This window comes from Kiloniella sp., from assembly GCF_965205715.1.
Taxonomy (GTDB): domain Bacteria; phylum Pseudomonadota; class Alphaproteobacteria; order Kiloniellales; family Kiloniellaceae; genus Kiloniella.
Map to the genome: position 1 here is coordinate 204,824 of NZ_CBDBHW010000014.1, position 19,278 is coordinate 224,101.

Here is a 19,278-nt window from a genome sequence, read left to right on the forward strand (position 1 = left end):
TTGTTCAACCTTGAACAATATCAAAGTCAGAGGACAAAGATATGGAACGCAACCTGGCCCTAGAGACCGTACGTGTCACTGAAGCTGCAGCGCTGGCTTCTTCCCGTTTAATGGGGCGCGGAGATGAAAAAGCTGCTGATCAGGCTGCTGTTAATGCTATGCGTGATGCCCTTAACGGCATGGACATCGACGGTACTGTCGTCATTGGCGAAGGCGAGCGCGATGAAGCCCCAATGCTTTATATCGGTGAAAAAGTTGGTTTGGGTGGACCAGGTGTAGACATTGCGCTTGATCCACTTGAAGGCACCACTTTGACAGCCAAAGGCGGCCCGAACGCCATGTGCGTTATCGCGATGGCTGAATCAGGTAACTTCCTGAATGCGCCAGACACTTATATGGATAAGATTGCCGTTGGTGGTGGTTTGCCTGAGGGCGTCGTGGATCTGGACGACACCGTTTTCAATAATTTGAGCAATCTTGCCAAAGCAAAAAAAACTGACATTAGCGACCTTGTGGTCTGCATCATGGACCGTCCACGCCACGAAGAGAAAATCACTCAGGTTCGTGAATGTGGAGCGCGCATCGTTCTCATCGGTGATGGCGATGTAGCTGGTGCAATGGCAACCAGTAGCTTTGATAGCGGTATTGACCTTTATATGGGTGCCGGTGGTGCTCCTGAGGGTGTTCTGGCGGCAGCTGCTCTTCGTTGTACTGGCGGACAGTTCCAAGGCCGCTTGTTATTTAGAAACGATGATGAAGTTGCCCGTGCCAAACGCTGGGGAATTGAAGACCTCGATCGTAAATACGAAATCAATGAGCTTGCCAAAGGCGATGTGATGTTTGTAGCCACCGGCGTAACTGATGGTAGCCTTCTCCGTGGCGTGCGTCGTTACAAAGGTGGTGCGACAACACAGTCCGTTGTTATGCGTTCCAAAACCGGTACATCTCGTCTGGTTGATGCAACCCATAACTTCTACCGTAAAACCTGGTACGACAATTTGGGTGTTTAAAATACCAAGCTCAATAAAATGTGACAGAGGCGCCTATATGGCGCCTCTTGTTTTTTGAGGCTAGAACAGTAGGCTGTTCTCAAAGATATTTGAAAAATGGTAATGCATACATGCCCGACAACAAACGTGAAGTGTTCCTTGGTGTTGATAGTTCCGTCACAGGAAAGCGTTGGGAAGAACGCCTTCAGGATCAAAGAACCGCACTGGCTTTGAGCCAGCGATTAGGTCTTCCTGAAATCATTGGACGCCTTCTTGCAGCACGTGGCGTCGGCTTTGAGGATGCAGAAGCCTATTTAAAGCCAACCCTTCGAGATTGGCTTCCAAACCCATCAGTTATGAAGGGCATGGACGATGCCACAGCCCGAATTCTTAGTGCTATAAACACGGGCGAAAAAATAGCCGTATTCGGAGATTATGATGTAGATGGAGCCACTTCCAGTGCATTGCTTATACGATACTTTAAAAATATTGGTATTAATTTAGCCGTTCATATTCCTGATCGAGTGAGTGAAGGTTACGGGCCAAATCTTCCAGCATTGCTCAAGTTACAAAAAGAAGGTTGCTCTCTGGTTATTACGGTCGATTGTGGAACATCCGCTTTTGAAGCCCTCGAAGGTGCCAGAGATGCCAACCTCGATGTGTTAGTGATAGATCACCATGAAGCAGAAGCAAATCTTCCTCCAGCTGTCGCCGTTGTAAACCCAAATAGGCAAGATGAAAGTCGAGAGTTCTCATCACTTGCTGCTGTCGGGGTGGTATTTATTGTTCTTGTTGCTTTAAATCGGTGCCTCAGAGAAGCCAAATGGTTCTCTAAGCACGGAATGCCAGAACCCAATCTCATGAATTTATTAGACCTTGTCGCCCTAGGTACCGTTTGCGATGTCGTACCGCTTGCAGGACTGAACCGGGCTTATGTAAGCCAAGGAGTTAAAGTTCTCGCCAAAAGACAAAACCCTGGAATTGTTGCCTTGTCAGATGTGGCTAAATTATCTGAACGTCCTGATAGTGGGCATCTAGGATACACTTTGGGGCCAAGGGTCAATGCAGGAGGCCGTGTTGGGCAATCATGGCTCGGAGCAAAACTTCTCTCGACGGATAACCCTGACGAAGCCGTAAGCATTGCCAAACAGCTGGAAGAATACAACACAGACCGAAGAACCATTGAAAGTGAAGTCCTCGATCAGGCCTTGGGTTCAATTGGGGATGAAGAAGGATTAAGCGGCTGTGTTCTTGTCGCAGGCGAAAGTTGGCACCCTGGTGTTATTGGTATTGTCGCGAGCAGACTTAAAGATCGTTACAACTTGCCTTCCTTTGTCATTGCCTTTGATGACCAAGGAATAGGGAAGGGGTCTGGGCGCTCAGTTCCTGGGGTAGATCTCGGGGCTGCGATAATAGCCGCGCGTCAGGCAGGAATATTGGAAAATGGTGGTGGACACTCTATGGCAGCAGGTCTCACCGTAAAAAAAGAACGTTATAGTGAGCTTTGTGAGTTTTTAAATGAGCGACTATCTGCTGCAATGGATCAAGCTTCATTTGTGCCTGGGCTCGGTGTTGATGGCGCCCTGCAACCGGGTAGTGCAACTGGAGATCTAATTGATCTTTTGGAATCCTGTGGTCCTTTTGGAATGGGCAACCCCCAACCACGCTTTGTTATGCCATCTGTTCGCGTTTTGCGTCCCGGCATCGTCGGTGAAAACCATGTTCGCTGCATATTAAGCGGTTCTGACGGCAAAACCATCAAAGGAATAGCATTTAGATCATTGGACAATGAATTGGGACAGGTCTTACTAAATACTGGCGGCTTACCTCTCCATGTTTGCGGAAAGTTAAAAAAAGATACGTGGTCAGGACCGGACGGTGTTCAAATGATAATTGAAGACGCCGCAATAATTAACCGCTAAGGTATCTTTATGGATCACTTATTTGAACGTTTCATAACACAGTTTTTGGGCAGAATTTTTTCTGCCCTTTTTATGTTATCTATCTGCTCAACCGCGTTGGCACACATTTCCCCAGTATACGCTCAGGATAAGCTTAATGTTGATCTAGAGCTCGTTCTTGCAGTTGATGCCTCCACCAGTGTCTCTGCGCAAGAATTTGATCTACAGATGCGCGGTATAGCCCAGGCTTTTCGAGAACCTCAGGTAATACAGGCTATCGCGGTATCCGGAGATCGAGGCGTCGCGGTATCAGTCGTACAGTGGGCAAATAATCTCCTACAAAAAGTTGCTGTAGATTGGTATTTGATCACAGATGAAAAAGGTTCCCTGGCTTTTGCCGATTTGGTTGATGAGACTCCTAGATTTATTTTTGGGGGAGGGACATCAATTGGGGGAGCCATTACTTATTCAACACGGCAAATGGAAACAAATAAATATATCGGAGCCCGTAAAGTAATTGATATATCAGGGGATGGTCGATCAAACCAGGGTGCCCCTCCTGAATTGGTTAGAAACCAATCCACAGCACAAGGGATAACGATTAATGGCCTTGCCATCGTAAATGAAGACCCCTTTATCGATCGGTATTATGAGAAGTTTGTGATTGGGGGAACAGGGGCTTTTGTACAAACAGCAACGACTTACGAAGACTTCGGCGTTGCCATGATGGAAAAGCTGGTAAAGGAAATTGGTGGCGTACCAGTGGCTCAAAAAGGGCCTGTTTTAAACCTTGCCAGCACAGAAAAATAAAAAAAATAACAGAATCGAAATTCAAGGCTTGCATTGGGTCTGCTAAATAGGTAAATCCTTGCTCACCGATAGATGACCCCTTCGTCTAGAGGCCTAGGACACCGCCCTTTCACGGCGGCAACACGGGTTCGAATCCCGTAGGGGTCGCCATCGTTTCAAAGCCGCTTTTTAGCGGCTTTTTTGATTCCTAGCATATTTAAAAGGTTACTTTTGCAAGGTCTAAGCTCAAAGCTTGAATTTATGGGTTATGCAGAGGCAAAGTGAAACTGAAAGTTGATCCTTCGCCAAGATTGCTTTCCACTTGAATTTCGCCTCCTTGCCTTTCAACTAAATCCTTACAAAGGGGAAGACCAAGACCGGTACCGGTTTCACCCCCTGTACCCGTAGTTGATGTCTTTTTATCTACGCGGAACAATCCCATTCCCTTGCTTTCAGGTATACCAACGCCAGTATCAGTAATATCCACCTCAGCCCACTTATCATTACGTCGGACACTTATGGTAACCTTGCCCTGAACCGGCGTGAATTTAATGGCATTATTTATAAGGTTCCGAACAACTGCACTGACCATGTGCTTATCAGCAAATACACCAACTGCTGGGTCACCGTTTCCGGATAATTCGATCGCCTTTTTCTCGGCAATTGGGGCGAATAGTTCCAAGTTTGAATCGATAATTTCCTGAAGATCGACCAATTTTGGATGAAATTCCATATGCCCCATTTGTAGGCGAGACCACTCAAGTAAATTCTCTAGCAACCGGAACACACATACAGCAGATTTATGAACAGCTCCTCCATACTCAGCCATTTTTGTACGATCGAGTTCACGCTCCTTATCAGACAATAGGCTGGCATAACCAAGTAGAGCATTAAATGGCCCTTTTAAATCATGTGCAATGATGGAAAAGAATTTATCCTTTTGTGCATTCAGTTCTTCTAGTTCATCCCGAGCAGACATTAAATTATCGGCAACGATTGCCAAATCTTCTGACTTTGTTTCCAACTCAGCTGTTCTTTCAGCAACCCTGTTCTCAAGTTCCTCATTTGCTTCATATAGGGCACCTTCTGCCTCAGTACGCCGGGCTAGATGGCGTTCCACGGCTCTCAAATACCGGTTTGCGCTCCTCGTTAAGACGCCAAATTCATCTTGTTCATGGTGCTTAGGCAGCGATAGTCGTTCCTGTGAAGGTTTTTCAGGATTGATATCTGACAAACTGTTACTCAATTTTGTCAGCGGCTTTGTAACTGTATAATAAAAGAAAAACAGGACAAACAGGGCAAATATTCCTGTTCGAAGTATACCGAAAAGAAGGACATTGATCGAGCGATCGATAAAAGCGCTTGCCACCAAATATGGTTCCGCGACCACAGTTAGAACCCCAACCTTGTCCAAGGGGTTATCTTCCATAAACAACGAGACTTCATGAGTTTGTTGATCACCAAAAAGCAAAGACGAAAACCAATGATAGGGCCCAGAATGGAGCGGGCGTTCCATGAGCACCAAATCATCTGAAACCTGGTCGTTCCCCAAATCACCAACAATTTGTACTTTAAATATAGGGGTATATTCGAATAGACCGTTCCCAACCTGTCTAGCTAACTCCGGATCAAGGTGAAAAGCAGCCTCGGCCGCTGATTGCTTGACGGTGCTCACCACTTGGAGGATCGTATCTGGTAGTGCACTGTTTTGTTTCAGATAATCCACATATATTTGCGATAAACTGAACAATAGGCCCAACCCAAAAGCCAACAGCACGACAAACTGGGTCTGTTTATAGGCAATTCGGTTCCTAAGGGGGAGGGCTTCACCATTTTTATCAGGCATGAGTTTTACCTCAATTTATTTGTACTTCGCATGGATAGCATCATAAGTACCATCAGCCTTAATTGCTGCCAGCCCTTCATTGAATTTCAGAACAACATCTTCTACGTTCGGCCAATTTTTACTAAAACAAAGGAATAGCTCTTTTGTCTTAGTTTGAGTTGTACGGAATTTATTTGAGTGCCCCAGTTGTTTAGCTCTATAGTTAGATGCTTCCAAAGACAAATAAGCATAGTCGATCACGCCTTTTAAAAGATCTCGAAATAACAACTCTTCAGATCGATAAGTCATAACGTCCGCTCCAGCTTCCACCATGATCTCAGCCTGCGCCCATCCCAAGACAGCGCCCACCTTTAACCCCTTGGCTTCAACAGTATTTGTGGGTTGAAAGCCTTTAAAATCTTGGCGTACAAAGTAAGCATGAGAAGAATAACTTATTGGATCAGAGAAAATGAAGAATTCTTCTCTATCTACTTTATGTGAGCAAGAAAGTGTACCTGCAAACAGTCCTCGTTTTGTTTGTTCAACCGCACGCTTCCATGGTAAAAACTCAAAACTTGTTGAGGTTTTCATTCTGGCAAAAGCAGCTTCTATGACTTCCAGATCAAAACCACGCAATCCTTCCTCTGGCTTCTCGAATTCATAGGGAGGAAAATCTGTAGCAGAAAAAACAACTATTTCTGCTCTTAGCGACCCAGATAAAGGAAACAGAAGAAAAAACGCGAGGAAGACTGTTGATAGTATCTTGAGTACTTGTCTCATGACTTTAACTCCGTATTGGTAACTAGCTCAGTCGTTTTTAACGGTATTTATCGTGAATGGCATCGTAGGTGCCATCGGCCCTTACTTGGGCAAGACTGTGGTTAAACTTAATAATAAGTTCCCTTGCACCAGACCATTTTTTACTAAAACAAAGATGGTAGTTTTTGAAATAAAACGGGTAATGTTTTACTTTGTTCAGCGACAATAACCTTGGCCGGTTGCGACAACCACCTTGGCCGGTGGATCTGATCATTAAAAAGGGCGTGCCCGTTTGATAATCAGATCCACCGGCCAAGGCTTAATTTGGTGTTAGTTACAAGCTGCTGTGAGTTGATAAATTAGGAACCTCTAGATGTAATTGGAGGAACCTGTTTGCCGTATAAATTTATCACAGATGAACAACTGAGACTTTACATGACAGATAGAAAAACTCATGGTCAACGAACCGCCGCTGCCCGCGCAGGGTTTAGCGAACGCACGGCCCGCCGATTTGACGTTGATGCGACTTTACCGTCACAACGCAATATAAAGCGAGGGCGAACAGTTTCTGATCCGCTTGAAGATATCTGGGATAAGGACATCCTTCCCATTTTGGATAAAGACAACTCGGTCAAACCCATTACTTTGTTGCGCCACATACAGAGCCTCTATCCGCTCCGTTTTCCCGATGACCGTGTCAAGCGCACGTTAGAGCGCCGAGTTCGGGGATGGCGGGCTCTGAATGGCCCTGAAAAGGATATCATTTTCAGGCAAACACCTGAGCCGGGTTACATGGGCCAATCAGATTTCACGGATGCAGCCGACTTAAGTATTACCATTGCAGGAGATCCTTTGGTGCATCGGCTCTATCATTTTGTTCTGGTATATAGCCGATGGGAACATGTTGGGGTCGTACTTGGCGGTGAGAGTTTTACAGCCCTTGCGGAGAACTTACAAAATGCGCTTTGGTCCTTGGGGGGCGCTCCTGAAAACCACCGGACCGACAGCCTGTCTGCGGCCTTTCGGAATTTGAGCGTTGAGGAAAAGGAGGACATTACCAAACGTTATTCTGCTTTTGTTGAGCACTACGGTATGGAGGCCAGTCGAAATAACAGAGGGGAATCACACGAGAACGGTGCCATTGAATCTCACCACGGTCACCTTAAGACTGCGATAAAGCAGGCCCTGATTTTGCGTGGCAGTAATGACTTTGACACTTTGGATGAGTATCGGCGATTTTTGGACGAGCTGATTGCTAGACGGAACAAACATCGTGACCAAGATATCCAAACAGAGTTGAAATCTCTCAAGGCGTTACCTCCTCGGCGAACAACAGATTACACTGAAGTCGTGTCGAGAGTTACCAAAACAAGTGGTTTTTTAGTTAAGCAGGTTTTTTATAGCGCCCCTTCTCGCCTAATTGGTCAACGCTTGCGTGTCCATATTTACGATAACCGGATAGAAGCCTATCTAGGCAGCACTCATGTCGTCAGCCATTCTCGTGAGCGGGGGCACGGCAAAGGCCCCCGCATTCATGTTATCAATTATCATCACGTCATTCATGCTCTCAAACGTAAACCTCAGGCACTCGCCAATTCTATTTATCGTGACAGTATTTTTCCAAGAACCGAGTACTCCCTGGCCTGGACATTGTTTCAGAAAAAGTTGTCCCGCAGAGATGCGTGTCGTCAGATGGTTGGGATACTTTTCCTTGCGCACGAAGAGGCTTGTGAGGCCGAAGTCGCGCACCTGATTTCGAGAGAAATCAATGCAGGAAGGCTACCTTGCGCAAAAAAACTTAAGCTGAATATCACAAAAAAGAACACGGATTTACCTCCTGATATTCCCGTGGTTCAACCTTCATTATCAGTCTTTGATACTCTGTTGGAGGATCGGGCATGACAAACATTGAAGTGGATCAGCACAAGCTGCCTCTTATGCTAACTGACTTACGATTACCCAGCTTTCACAAACACTGGCAAGATATCGCAATCCAATCCGACAAGGAGGGCTGGTCAGCAGCCAGGTTCCTTGCCGTTTTGGCCGAATATGAATTGGCCGAAAGGGACACGCGACGCATTCAACGCCATCTCAACGCATCAAACCTGCTGGGCGGAAAAACTCTGGCCACTTTTAACTTCAAGCGGCTGCCTAACGTGAAAAAGGCGCAGGTCGAAGCCTTGTCTGCCGGTGACTGGATTGACGCAAGAGCAAATCTGATTGCCATTGGAAATTCAGGGGGAGGAAAAACTCATCTCCTATGCGCCGTAGGTTATGCTCTTATAGAGGCTGGATACCGTGTGCTCTATACGCAAACCAGTGATCTGGTGCAAAAACTCCAGGCTGCCAGACGTGAACTTATGCTCGAAAACGCCCTCGCAAAACTCGATAAATTTGATCTCATCATTCTCGATGATATTACCTATGCACAAAGGGATATATCTGAAACATCCGTGCTCTTTGAATTGATCGCCAGACGATATGAGTACCGAAGTATTGCAATTGCTGCCAATCAACCTTTTAGCGGATGGGACAATATTTTTCAAGATAAGGCCATGACCGTTGCAGCAATCGATCGTCTTGTTCACCACTCAACCATTCTTGAGATGAATATCGACAGCTACAGACAATGGGAAGCCGCCCAAAATCTCAAAAAAATGTTGCGGAAAACCACAAACAAAAAGGTGAAAAATATGCCTGAAGCATCGTAAATAAACGTCAGATCACAGCCGCATCAAAAGCGGCCAAGGTGGTTGACGCAACCGGACAAAGTGGTTGACGCTCTACATTACTTCATCGGTTATATCCATTTGATTCGCGATAAAAAGATTTCCTTCAATTGCCGCGTAGTAAAAATCAATTCGCTTGGCGAGTAGAATATTAAGGGCGATTGTATCCGTCCGAACGATTGCATGTTCAATACCAAGCTCCTCAAGAGCCTTTTGCGTAGAATACCCCTGAACTGCTGCTACATTGAGACCGCGTAACTCTTCAAGAGATTTCAATTCCGGACCGGGATAATCTGTGCGTATGAAGTAACCATGTGTGCCAACGCTAATGGGATCGGAAAAATACAAATTCTTATCACGCTCTGTATTGTGTCCGCATGTTAACAGAGCTTTCTCCTTACCCGCATACACCATCTTTACGGCGCGGGACCATGGCAAAAACTCAACTTCTATACTTTTCCCGATACGCCGAAAAACTTCTTCAACAACCTCAACGTCAAAACCCTTTAGGCCATTTACTGGCGTTTCGAACTCATAGGGGGGAAAATCTACAGCCAGAAGTTTTAGAGGTTTTTCATCTCCTCTGGCAGTAAGAGAGATAAAGCATCCAAATAGGATTAGTATTACTTTTATGTATAAATTACCGGCAAGAATTTTCATATTCTGTCTCCGGCGAGCTCAGCTTGGTAAGGCTTCTTGTCTTTGAGTATTACAATTTTTTTAAGAAACTTGTTATTCCGAGTTATCTTAAATGAAATTTATTACCATAAATATAATATTAGCTCAGACTTCCCTCAATGGTCGCAGTCGATAATATATTGGGTATAAAGGCAATTTCACTTTTAGGAGATTTAATTATCTCATTATACGCATAAGAGGAGCGAATCAACTGGGGAGGGTGCTTACCCAAAAGCAATAGAGTAGCCCTATTTTATTTAAAGGATCGATTCGAGTTCTCCTCGAGGAAATTATGTTAAAAACGTGAGCTACTAATAAAGATATTCTCGCCTAGATTACTGATTTATAACTATGAATCGATAAATGCTTACTATTTTTTGAGAAAAATAAAAAAAATCGTATTTGTTGATAAAAGGGGCTTGCATTGGGTCAGCTAAATAGGTAATTACTTGCTCACCGATAGATGACCCCTTCGTCTAGAGGCCTAGGACACCGCCCTTTCACGGCGGCAACACGGGTTCGAATCCCGTAGGGGTCGCCATCGTTTCAAAGCCGCTTTTCAGCGGCTTTTTTGATATCTGGGCTCCTCAAGATTAGACCCCTAAAATAGCAGCTTCAGTCACCACCTTCTTCATTACCCAACTCACCCATTATCCACTTATAAAATGCTTTCACTTTCGGGCTATCAGCCAGTTCCTTTTTACAGACAAGGTACCAGTCACCACTGTGACAACTATGAGAGCCAAAGGGTCTGACTAAATTTTCATTGGTGTCTCTCGGGGTCGCAAAAGGAGAGTTTGTCATAGCTACACCATGGCCCTTACTCGCAGCCTCTAAAGCCAAGAGATAATTATCGTATGTAATCGCTTGGTCAGGTGCCCAATCCTCAACACCTGCCTCTTTAAACCACATCGCCCAATCTCGATTATGATTAAACAATTGTAAGATATGATGGTTTAACAAATCCTTTGGCTCTTGAAGGGGATGCTCTCCCATTACAATATCTTTATGGCACATAGGCGAAAGCCGTGCTTCTGCCAGGTGAAGGTAAACGAGATCTGGATCCTTTTTTGTGGCCCAGATTATACCAACATCTGTACCACTTCTATCAAAGTCCCAATCCAGATAAGAAGTATTCAGTTGGGCCTGGATTCCCTTGCTGGCTTGAAAAAAATCATGGATGCGCGGTAAGAGCCAGTACATCGCTACGGTAATATACACCTGAACAATGAGAGTTTTTGGACGCTCTCGTGATTGAACAAGACGTGTACCTTCTGCAATACGATCAAAACAATCACTTAGAATTGGCAAATATAATATACCTGATTCGGTCAAAACAACATTTCTACCTGCGCGGTTGAATAGTTTGACCCCGAGTTGGTCTTCCAGATTACGGATATGATGGCTAATTGCAGAATGTGTTATATTAAGTTCTTCAGAGGCCATCCGGAAATTTAGAAGCCGTGCTGCTGATTCGAACGCACGAAGAGCGTTTAAATTTGGAAGTTGCCGTCTCTGTAACACTTAATATTCCTCAAGCTTGTAAGTAAAATCTTAGAATAACCTATGGTGTAACAACTATTAATATACACTTTTTAAATTTAAATGGTGAGTAAAAGTAACCAATAGGTGAAAAAGCATCAATTGTTCAAAAATTCACAATTCTCCACAATCAAACAAAGGTTTTTCTGGAGAGTAAAAAATGAGTGAAGCAGTTACACAGAACCGCCGCCGTGGGGGGCGCGTTGCAAGACAAGCAATAAGGTCTGCACCTTTAGCCGAGGAGGCAAGAGCCGTACGCCCCGGGTTAGAAAGTGGTAACTTCAAAGTTCTGAGTGACCTGCAGGTAAAACGAATTCATACCGCCGTGCTCGATGTGCTGGAAAACATCGGTCTAGCGGATGCCATCCCCAGCTGTATTGAGATCATCACAGCTGCCGGCGGTGTTCTCAAAGATAATGGCCGGCTCACTTTCCCACGTGCCCTTGTTGAGGACATGCTGACTAAAGTAAATCGTAACGTCGTCCTGTATGGTCAAGATCCAAAACACGATATGGAGTTAACTGGCAGTAAAACATACTTTGGTACTGCGGGCGCTGCTGTTCATATGGTCGACGCCCATACGGGGGAGTACCGAGAATCCACGACACAGGATCTCTATGATATCGCACGACAAGTTGATAAGCTGGATAATATCCATTTCTTCCAGCGCTCTGTTGTTTGTCGTGATTTACCAGATCCCTTCGATATGGATTTCAACACATGCTATGCAGCAGTCTCCGGTACAACTAAACACGTTGGTTCTAGTTGGGTAGAGCCACACCATGTCGAAAAGTCATTAGAAATGCTCCACATGATTGCTGGGGGCGAGAAAAAGTGGCGTGAGCGTCCTTTTGTCAGCATGTCCAACTGTTTTGTGGTTCCCCCCCTGAAATTTGCCGAAGATGCCTGTCGCTGCCTGGAAGTATCAGTACGTGGCGGCATGCCCGTTCTTTTATTAGCTGCAGGACAAGCAGGAGCGACATCTCCTGCTTCATTGGCAGGAGCAGTCGTTCAGGAAACCGCCGAGGTTCTGGCTGGCTTATGTTATGTAAATGCTATTCAACCTGGAGCACCTGCTATTTTCGGTACCTGGCCTTTCGTTTCTGACCTTCGGACTGGTGCGATGAGTGGTGGCAGTGGCGAACAAGCCTTGTTGGTTGCTGCCTGTGCTCAGATGGGACGGTTTTATGACCTGCCAACTGGCGTACCAAGCGGTATGTGTGATTCTAAAGTTCCTGATTATCAGGCGGGGGCCGAAAAAGGGTACAATCATGCAGTAACGGGTAACTCCGGAACCAACCTTGTTTATGAATCCGCAGGTATGCACGCGAGCCTACTCGGCTTTTGTATGGAAAGCCTCGTTCTTGATAACGACACAATCGGATCGGTACTGAGAACAGTTAGAGGTATTGAAGTAAACGAGGACACATTGTCACTAGATGCCATCCGGAGCGTGTGTGAAGAGGGGCCTGGACATTACCTGGGCTCAGACCAAACCCTATCAGTCATGCAATCCGAATATTTTTACCCAGATACAGGCGAGCGAAGCAGCCCGAACGAATGGGATGAAAAAGGTAAGCCAACAGCCCTATCTATCGCGACTGAAATGGTTAAAGATACCATGGCCAACCATCACCCAAGGCATATCAGTGACAAGATGGATAAAGAAATTCGAGCGGAATTCGATATTAAGTTGCCCAGATCTTTGATGACAAAAGGCTGATGACAGCAAAACAATAAAGTTGAACAGGATAAAAATAATGAAAAGTCATGCAAGAATTGTTGTTATCGGTGGCGGCGCTGTTGGTTGTAGTGCGGCCTATCATCTCGCAAAAATGGGGTGTACTGATGTCGTTTTGCTGGAAATGGATGAACTGACCTCGGGTTCAACCTGGCATGCAGCGGGTAATTGCCCAACCTATTCCGGCAGCGTTAACATCATGAAGATGCAAAAATACGGCGTAGAGTTGTATGGTGAGCTGTCAGAAGAAGTTGACTACCCAATGAACTACACTCGGACCGGGTCTATCAGATTGGCACAATCTGACGAGCGTATGTTCGAGTTTGAACACGTCAAATCCATGGCAAAAGCCCAGGGGCTTGATTATGAAATCATGACCCCTAAAGAAATGCAGGACATATATCCCTTTCTTGAGACCCACAAATTAGAAGGCGGACTTTGGGACCCGTTGGATGGTGACATTGATCCAAGCCAGCTAACCCAGGCCTATGCAAAAGGCGCCCGCGACCTCGGCGTGAAAATTTTACGATTCAATCGTGTGACGGCAATAGAGCAGACCCCCAATGGTGAGTGGCGCGTTGATTGCGAAAAAGGTTCTATTACCTGTGAAAAGGTAATTAATGCAGCCGGGTATCGCGGCGGTGAAATCGCAGCTATGGTTGGCCAATATATTCCGATCGTTTCTCTCTCTCACCAATATCTTGTGACAGACGCCATTCCTGACCTAGAAGCTCTGGATAAGAAACTGCCTCTTCTAAGAGATCCTGATGACAGTTATTACCTGCGTCAGGAACGCGATGGGTTAATCCTTGGTCCTTATGAGTGGAAGGCAACGCCACACTGGCTTGACGGTCTGCCAGAAGATTTTGCGTCTCAATTGTGGAACGATGACTTAGAGCGGATCGAATGGTACATCGAACAGGCCATGGCCCGTGTGCCGATCCTGGAGAAAGGTGGTGTCGCCCGGGTTATCAACGGACCCATTCCCTATACACCAGATGGTCTTCCATATATTGGTCCGGCTTACGGCCTTGATAACTTCTACCACTGTTGTGGCTTTAGCTTTGGCATCACCCAATCGGGTGGCGCTGGTAAAATTATCGCCGAACAGGTTCTCGAAGGAGAATCCGAGTGGGATATGTGGATGTTTGACCCGCGTCGTTACACCGATTATGGCACGCAAAAATACGTCGTCGATAAAGCAATCGAAGTTTATCAAAACGAATATGCTATTCCTTTTCCACATGAAGAACGTCCTGCAGGCCGCCCCGCTAAGATGACACCGGTCTATGATAAGCTAAAACAAAAAGGAGCTTTCTTCGGTGCCCGTGGTGGTTGGGAACGCGCTGTATGGATCCCGCTAGAAGGCGAGCCGCGCCCTGAAGAACAAACAGTATCGTTCCTTGATGATCGACGTAATTGGAACAATGCCGTTCGCTCAGAATGTAAGGCAGTTCGTGAAAGAGTAGGGGTGTTGGATCTCGGGGGTTTCACCAAATATGAAGTTTCCGGCCCAGGGGCAACAGAATGGCTCGACTATATGATTGCCGGGAAAATGCCAAAGATCGGAGGAATGTCACTTTCTTATTTCCTCTCCCGCAAAGGGCATGTCATGACAGAGATGACCATCACCCGCCTTGGGGAAGATCAGTACTGGTTGATTTCAGCTGGCGCGGGGGAATGGCACGATGAAGACTGGCTACTTTCCAACATGCCTGGGGATGGTTCCGTTGAATTCGAAAATATAACTGACAGTTATGGCACGCTGGTTGTCGCAGGACCACGCTCTCGCGATCTCCTGTCGAAAATCACCAAATCAGATCTTTCCAACAAAGCTTTTCCCTGGCTGACAACCCAGGCAATTGAAATTGGGTTCTCTCCAGATATCCTGGCCATGCGGGTTAACTACGTTGGTGAACTCGGATGGGAACTACACGTGCCCATGGAGTTCCTTGGTCATGTTTATGACGAGGTTATGTCAGCCGGGGAAGAGTTCGGTGTTTCCGATTTTGGATTGTATGCCATGGACTCACTACGTTTAGAAAAATGCTATCGCTCCTGGAAGGTGGATATTATTCACGAATACACGCCATATGAATTATCTCTTGATCGTTTCATCGACGTGGAAAAAGGCCCGTTCATGGGCCGTGAGGCCCTCAAAATTCATAAAGAGAATGGCATCAAAGAACGCTTTGTTCCCCTGATTATCGATACGAATGTCGCTGAGGCTCCGTATTGTTCTCCGATCTATCAAGGTGATGAGATCGTCGGGATAACATCATCTGGTGGCTATGGTTTCCATATTGATAAAAATATTGCCTTAAGCTTTGTCAGAACAGATTTAGCCGTTGAAGGTTCAAAACTGGAAGTCAGTATTTTGGGGCAGCGCTATCCAGCTGTCGTATCAAAAGAACCTTTATACGATCCCAAAAACCTGAAGCTAAGAGATGTGAGCTAATTCATTTTATGAGTTGAGTTGAATTTAAAAAAGCCCCCCAGTTATACTGGAGGGCTTTTTTATTGGGGTAACTGGCCCGAACGTGCGAAAATGGCCATCTAAAAGAACAAAATTAGTACAAACGAGTCAAAAACTGTACATTTTGGGTATGCTTGGGCCAGATATTGTTTATTTTTAAAATATCGACCCTAAATATACACAATATCGAGCTTAAAACTGTATATTCCATTTGTGATTTTTGGGTACACCCATAATAACAATCCGCTAAAACTGAGAGAAACCCTTGGTTTCAGAGCTTGGCCTAAATCACAGCTTCGGGCCAGTTAGGCCGCCCCCGCCCCCTACCGGAGCGGACCCCAAAAAGCTGCTCGGGCGCGAGGTCGCACAGGTGGCCGCCCCAAAGGGCTCTCTGATGAAGCTCAGTTCAAGGCAATTGCAGCAGAAACTCTCTATAAAGAAGGCGAACTATCCGTAAATAGTATCGCTAAAAATCTAGGGATTTGTAAGGCTACACTCTATAGGTATTTGCGACACAGAGGGATCGAATTCAGCTAAAGTACAAAAAATACGATCTAAATAATAGTGTGTTTATAATAACTTACCGACAAAGTGACTACCTATTACGCGTATTATGCACGGAAGCCAGAAAGCAGTCCATTAATGTGAGACGAAAAAACCGGATAAATGCGAGAATTGATGATTATGAATGCGAGCAACAACAGGTAGTTAGAGGGGGTAGCATTTTCATGCTCCCCCCTCTAATCGCAAACCAGTTCATCGATAGTAATGCCGAGAGTTTCGGACAATTTCCTTAATGTTTGGACGGAACCTGTTTTACGTCCTGCTTCAATATCAATAATTTGTACACGGTTTACGCCAGATGTTTTTGCTAGGGTTGTCTGGCTATATCCACGCCACTCACGAAATACGGTGAGGGGACTTTCTAGATCAATTAGGCGCAACATAAATTCATGAGGAAGGCCATCGCTATCGTCACTTACAGCCTTATCAAATGCTAGGATATCTTCAAGGTCTTCCTTCGCAGTGATGAGGGCATTGTAGTCAGTCAAGGGTAAGGTTATCGTTTCCATAATGTCATCCTTAATTATAAATGTCACCACGGGGTCCAACCGAAAGAACGTCGAGAACTTCGCCGTCTTCCATAATCACACGCCAATCTCCAACACGGAGGCGTATACCGTTACGACCTTGTAAGCTAGTGACATTGTTAGCTTGTGAATCCGGGCTAATTGCAAAGGATTCAATCTTGCCTACAATCCGTTTCGCCGTTTTTGACGGCATCTTGCGGAGAGCTTTTCGCGCGGCAGGTTTGTAGGTTATCAACTTCATATTGAATTGTAGCTATAAGCTACTATGTAGTCAATAGCTACAATGTTTTTTATTATAATAAAATCAGAACGTTTGCAGTTAATATCAAAGAAAGCCTCTTGATCATTCTATTCTGAAGCCCAAAAACCAAGTATACTCAATGGTTCCCGCTGAAAACCAGTTTCAGATACATGCCCCAAATATCAAGCCATACTCACCTAGTCATACGATGATCGGCAAGAGGACAAGTCACTATAGCGACATTTGGCTATTGCAATCGCGCCAATTGTCGCTACTATAATACCTATGAAAGGAGATAGTGATGTATGCAACTGAATATGCCCTACTTGGGGGTGACGCTAAAGCGATGAGAACAACAGAGAGTTCCCTTAATGTGATCAGAGAAGGACTGCCAGTACGCATGATTGATCAAGCTGTAACTGTTTTGCACTTGGCAAAGGGAGATTTAGTGCCTTTGATAGGTGTAAATTTACGTAGCCTGCAACGCAAAAAAGAAGCCGATCATTTAACACCACAGCAAAGCGAACACACATTGGCTATTCTTCGTGTATTAACGAGCGCCACTGAGTATTTTAATGACAAGAAAACTGCTTTAAAATGGATGAAAACACCACAGGTAATATTCGGAAATAAAAGTGCTTTCATGTACTTGGATACAATGACGGGAATTGATTTTGTAAACGATGTAATTACCCGGATGAAATATGGGATGACGGCATAGCGTGGAACTTTACCGATTAGCACATGCAAATTTTGCAGACTTATCGGGAGCAGGTGGAATGTACGGTTCTGGTCGATGGCATAATCAAGGCCACCCTATACTATACACAGCTTCATCCCGTTCACTGGCAGCGTTAGAACGGTTCGTGCATGAATCAGCATCTACACTGCCTAAATTAAAGATCTTAACAATTTGGGTGCCGGACAACTTTACAATTGTACGTTACACAGAGAAACAACTACCCAAGGGTTGGGATCAACTCCCAGATACTGATGCTTCCAGGAATTTTGGCAGTAAGTGGCTCCAGGAAGGTACGGAAGCAGGATTGCAAGTGCCGTCTGCAATCGTTAGAGATGAATATAATTTATTAATTAATCCGAAGCATTCTGACGCAGAAACAATGAAGATCGTAAACGAAACAGATTTCTATTACGACCTGCGCTTACAAAAGATGATCCGATAAAAACACCCAGAAACTACCAGGTATAAACATGCGCTCTTACGTAAAAGGTGTAACCGTTGATGGGGTTACATCAAAAGATCTCGACGATGCTTTCTGGCTAGACATCGTAGAAGAAAAAATCATCCTGACCGTCAGTATTTCCGATGTATCATCTGCCATTACACCAGGTAGTAAACTGGACCTAAAAGCCCGTAAAGCCGCCTTCACAAGGTATGGTGCCTTCCGCAATATCCCCATGATCCCACCCGAGCTTTCAGAGGACACTCTAAGCCTGTTACCAAACGTCGACCGTCAGGTTTTGACATTCAAGATCACTCTTGATCAGAATTCCCTCGATGTTTCGGATCTGGAAATCAGCAGGAACACGCTCAAATCCGAGATGCGGTTGTCACACGACCGGGTAAACAACCTTATATCGAACAAAACAGCCAAAGATCACCAGATAGGCGTAGGTGCATAATACATGTAATCTGTACCAATTTTGGATATAAGCTGCTGTAAAAAATAGAATATTTTAAAAATTATGTGTGAGTTTATTTAAAGGATCGTTAAAGTGAACTTAAAAACTTAGTGGGCAGTAGTTGCCTGTGCCAAGGACAAGTAGTATAAAAAACTGGTCTTTACAAACAAAGTACATTATTCATCAATTCATATGAGATCATAAAACTAAATCATGAAATTTGGCTATGCACGTATTTCTACCAGTGAGCAAAATTTGGATTTGCAAATTGATGCATTGAAAAAAGCCGGTTGTGAGGAAATATTCTCTGAAGTTGTCAGCGGTGCCAAAACGGAACGAAAAGAACTTGATAAGCTTTTAAGCCAGGTTCGCGCTGATGATGTAATCGTTATTTGGAAACTGGATCGACTTGGCCGCTCCTTAAAGCATCTCGTTATGCTGGTGAATGATCTGGTAAGCGAAGGAGTGGGGTTAAAAAGCCTCAACGATCCTATTGATACAACAAATCCTCAAGGAAGGCTTGTTTTTAACATATTCGCCTCACTGGCAGAATTCGAACGGGATCTTATCAGTGAGCGCACGCAGGCGGGGTTGAAAGCTGCTCGGGCGCGAGGACGTATGGGTGGTCGACCAAAAGGATTATCCGATGAAGCCGAATTCAAGGCGATTGCAGCGGAAACCCTCTATAAAGAAGGTGAATTATCAGTAAATAGTATCGCAAAAAATCTCGGAATTTGTAAGGCTACGCTCTACAGATATTTGCGACACCGGGGTATTAAATTTTAGAAATACAACATATTTACAGATAGTTACGTAGAAAAGTGGGACAGATTACACGTATTATGCACCTACGCCCATTAGAGACCCTCAAGA

The 19,278-nt window shown here is 45.0% G+C and carries 16 protein-coding genes, 2 tRNA genes and 2 pseudogenes; 14 read left to right on the top strand and 6 right to left on the bottom strand.

Translation table 11 applies throughout. The annotated features are described in order from the left end of the window. The first annotated feature begins 41 nt into the window (after nt 1-41). The 4 genes from glpX (at nt 42) to ACOGW3_RS17940 (ending at nt 3,850) form a co-directional block, all read left to right on the top strand. Entirely contained in the window at nt 42-1,010 is a 969-nt protein-coding gene (gene glpX / locus ACOGW3_RS17925) for a class II fructose-bisphosphatase (RefSeq protein WP_419904236.1), read from the top strand. A gap of 110 nt (nt 1,011-1,120) precedes the next feature. Further along, a complete protein-coding gene (gene recJ / locus ACOGW3_RS17930) occupies nt 1,121-2,911 on the top strand; it encodes a single-stranded-DNA-specific exonuclease RecJ (protein ID WP_419904237.1) in 1,791 nt (596 codons plus the stop codon). 9 nt (nt 2,912-2,920) lie between these two features. After that, nucleotides 2,921-3,700 (top strand): DUF1194 domain-containing protein, encoded by a 780-nt coding sequence (locus ACOGW3_RS17935; protein ID WP_419904238.1) that lies wholly within the window; start codon nt 2,921-2,923, stop codon nt 3,698-3,700. A gap of 74 nt (nt 3,701-3,774) precedes the next feature. Then, nucleotides 3,775-3,850, top strand: a tRNA-Glu gene (locus ACOGW3_RS17940). A gap of 88 nt (nt 3,851-3,938) precedes the next feature. On the opposite strand, the gene ACOGW3_RS17945 is transcribed toward ACOGW3_RS17940, so the two are convergent. Together ACOGW3_RS17945 and ACOGW3_RS17950 are read right to left on the bottom strand one after the other, a co-directional pair. After that, nucleotides 3,939-5,525 carry an ATP-binding protein gene (locus ACOGW3_RS17945; RefSeq protein WP_419904239.1) on the bottom strand — a complete coding sequence of 529 codons (1,587 nt, stop codon included), beginning with the start codon at nt 5,523-5,525 and terminating at the stop codon, nt 3,939-3,941. A gap of 15 nt (nt 5,526-5,540) precedes the next feature. Beyond that, nucleotides 5,541-6,284 carry a substrate-binding periplasmic protein gene (locus ACOGW3_RS17950; protein WP_419904240.1) on the bottom strand — a complete coding sequence of 248 codons (744 nt, stop codon included), beginning with the start codon at nt 6,282-6,284 and terminating at the stop codon, nt 5,541-5,543. A gap of 372 nt (nt 6,285-6,656) precedes the next feature. Between ACOGW3_RS17950 and istA the strand changes: the two genes are divergently transcribed. Further along, entirely contained in the window at nt 6,657-8,165 is a 1,509-nt protein-coding gene (gene istA, locus ACOGW3_RS17955) for an IS21 family transposase (RefSeq protein WP_419901087.1), read from the top strand. Next, complete coding sequence (gene istB, locus ACOGW3_RS17960; RefSeq protein ID WP_419901088.1) at nt 8,162-8,974, top strand: IS21-like element helper ATPase IstB; 813 nt, start codon at nt 8,162-8,164, stop codon at nt 8,972-8,974. Before istA ends, istB begins: the two co-directional genes overlap by 4 nt. A 72-nt stretch (nt 8,975-9,046) precedes the next feature. Here istB and ACOGW3_RS17965 read toward each other — a convergent pair whose 3' ends face one another. Then, nucleotides 9,047-9,652, bottom strand: coding sequence for a substrate-binding periplasmic protein (locus tag ACOGW3_RS17965; protein WP_419904241.1), 606 nt, complete (start codon nt 9,650-9,652; stop codon nt 9,047-9,049). 483 nt (nt 9,653-10,135) lie between these two features. On the opposite strand from ACOGW3_RS17965, the gene ACOGW3_RS17970 reads away from it, so the two are divergent. Beyond that, nucleotides 10,136-10,211, top strand: a tRNA-Glu gene (locus tag ACOGW3_RS17970). A 74-nt stretch (nt 10,212-10,285) separates the two neighbouring features. Here the strand turns inward: ACOGW3_RS17970 and ACOGW3_RS17975 are convergent. Continuing rightward, on the bottom strand, nt 10,286-11,194 hold the full coding sequence (locus tag ACOGW3_RS17975) for a LysR substrate-binding domain-containing protein (RefSeq protein WP_419904242.1): 909 nt from the start codon (nt 11,192-11,194) through the stop codon (nt 10,286-10,288). 178 nt (nt 11,195-11,372) lie between these two features. Here ACOGW3_RS17975 and ACOGW3_RS17980 point away from each other — a divergent pair, with 178 nt between their 5' ends. From ACOGW3_RS17980 to ACOGW3_RS17990, 3 genes and pseudogenes are all read left to right on the top strand, one after another. After that, nucleotides 11,373-12,935, top strand: coding sequence for a trimethylamine methyltransferase family protein (locus ACOGW3_RS17980; RefSeq protein WP_419904243.1), 1,563 nt, complete (start codon nt 11,373-11,375; stop codon nt 12,933-12,935). 37 nt (nt 12,936-12,972) lie between these two features. Continuing rightward, the gene (locus tag ACOGW3_RS17985) at nt 12,973-15,411 is read left to right on the top strand and encodes a GcvT family protein (RefSeq protein WP_419904244.1); all 2,439 of its coding nucleotides are present in this window, start codon (nt 12,973-12,975) and stop codon (nt 15,409-15,411) included. Between the two features lie 363 nt (nt 15,412-15,774). Continuing rightward, nucleotides 15,775-15,957: pseudogene (locus tag ACOGW3_RS17990) on the top strand (helix-turn-helix domain-containing protein); the annotation flags it as partial. Nucleotides 15,958-16,169: 212 nt separating this feature from the next. On the opposite strand, the gene ACOGW3_RS17995 reads toward ACOGW3_RS17990, so the two are convergent. Both ACOGW3_RS17995 and ACOGW3_RS18000 read right to left on the bottom strand, forming a co-directional pair. Next, the gene (locus tag ACOGW3_RS17995) at nt 16,170-16,502 is read right to left on the bottom strand and encodes a helix-turn-helix transcriptional regulator (protein WP_419904245.1); all 333 of its coding nucleotides are present in this window, start codon (nt 16,500-16,502) and stop codon (nt 16,170-16,172) included. 10 nt (nt 16,503-16,512) lie between these two features. After that, nucleotides 16,513-16,761: a type II toxin-antitoxin system RelE family toxin gene (locus ACOGW3_RS18000; protein ID WP_419904246.1), complete on the bottom strand. Its 249-nt coding sequence runs from the start codon at nt 16,759-16,761 to the stop codon at nt 16,513-16,515. Nucleotides 16,762-17,062: 301 nt separating this feature from the next. Between ACOGW3_RS18000 and ACOGW3_RS18005 the strand changes: the two genes are divergently transcribed. The 4 genes and pseudogenes from ACOGW3_RS18005 to ACOGW3_RS18020 form a co-directional block, all read left to right on the top strand. Next, nucleotides 17,063-17,482, top strand: a complete 420-nt coding sequence (locus ACOGW3_RS18005; protein WP_419904247.1) for an antitoxin Xre/MbcA/ParS toxin-binding domain-containing protein — start codon at nt 17,063-17,065, stop codon at nt 17,480-17,482. Between the two features lies 1 nt (nt 17,483). Beyond that, nucleotides 17,484-17,945: an RES family NAD+ phosphorylase gene (locus ACOGW3_RS18010; protein WP_419904248.1), complete on the top strand. Its 462-nt coding sequence runs from the start codon at nt 17,484-17,486 to the stop codon at nt 17,943-17,945. Between the two features lie 28 nt (nt 17,946-17,973). After that, a complete protein-coding gene (locus tag ACOGW3_RS18015; protein WP_419904249.1) occupies nt 17,974-18,405 on the top strand; it encodes an RNB domain-containing ribonuclease in 432 nt (143 codons plus the stop codon). Nucleotides 18,406-18,618: 213 nt separating this feature from the next. Beyond that, nucleotides 18,619-19,185 (top strand): annotated as a pseudogene (locus ACOGW3_RS18020) (recombinase family protein); the annotation flags it as partial. Nucleotides 19,186-19,278 lie beyond the last annotated feature (93 nt).

Bases quoted from the DNA above. Each gene is read 5' to 3' on its own strand.
- glpX (WP_419904236.1), top strand. From the start codon at position 42: ATGGAACGCAACCTGGCCCTAGAGACCGTACGTGTCACTGAAGCTGCA.
- recJ (WP_419904237.1), top strand. From the start codon at position 1,121: ATGCCCGACAACAAACGTGAAGTGTTCCTTGGTGTTGATAGTTCCGTC.
- ACOGW3_RS17935 (WP_419904238.1), top strand. From the start codon at position 2,921: ATGGATCACTTATTTGAACGTTTCATAACACAGTTTTTGGGCAGAATT.
- ACOGW3_RS17945 (WP_419904239.1), bottom strand. From the start codon at position 5,525: ATGCCTGATAAAAATGGTGAAGCCCTCCCCCTTAGGAACCGAATTGCC.
- ACOGW3_RS17950 (WP_419904240.1), bottom strand. From the start codon at position 6,284: ATGAGACAAGTACTCAAGATACTATCAACAGTCTTCCTCGCGTTTTTT.
- istB (WP_419901088.1), top strand. From the start codon at position 8,162: ATGACAAACATTGAAGTGGATCAGCACAAGCTGCCTCTTATGCTAACT.
- ACOGW3_RS17965 (WP_419904241.1), bottom strand. From the start codon at position 9,652: ATGAAAATTCTTGCCGGTAATTTATACATAAAAGTAATACTAATCCTA.
- ACOGW3_RS17980 (WP_419904243.1), top strand. From the start codon at position 11,373: ATGAGTGAAGCAGTTACACAGAACCGCCGCCGTGGGGGGCGCGTTGCA.
- ACOGW3_RS17985 (WP_419904244.1), top strand. From the start codon at position 12,973: ATGAAAAGTCATGCAAGAATTGTTGTTATCGGTGGCGGCGCTGTTGGT.
- ACOGW3_RS17995 (WP_419904245.1), bottom strand. From the start codon at position 16,502: ATGGAAACGATAACCTTACCCTTGACTGACTACAATGCCCTCATCACT.
- ACOGW3_RS18000 (WP_419904246.1), bottom strand. From the start codon at position 16,761: ATGAAGTTGATAACCTACAAACCTGCCGCGCGAAAAGCTCTCCGCAAG.
- ACOGW3_RS18005 (WP_419904247.1), top strand. From the start codon at position 17,063: ATGTATGCAACTGAATATGCCCTACTTGGGGGTGACGCTAAAGCGATG.
- ACOGW3_RS18015 (WP_419904249.1), top strand. From the start codon at position 17,974: ATGCGCTCTTACGTAAAAGGTGTAACCGTTGATGGGGTTACATCAAAA.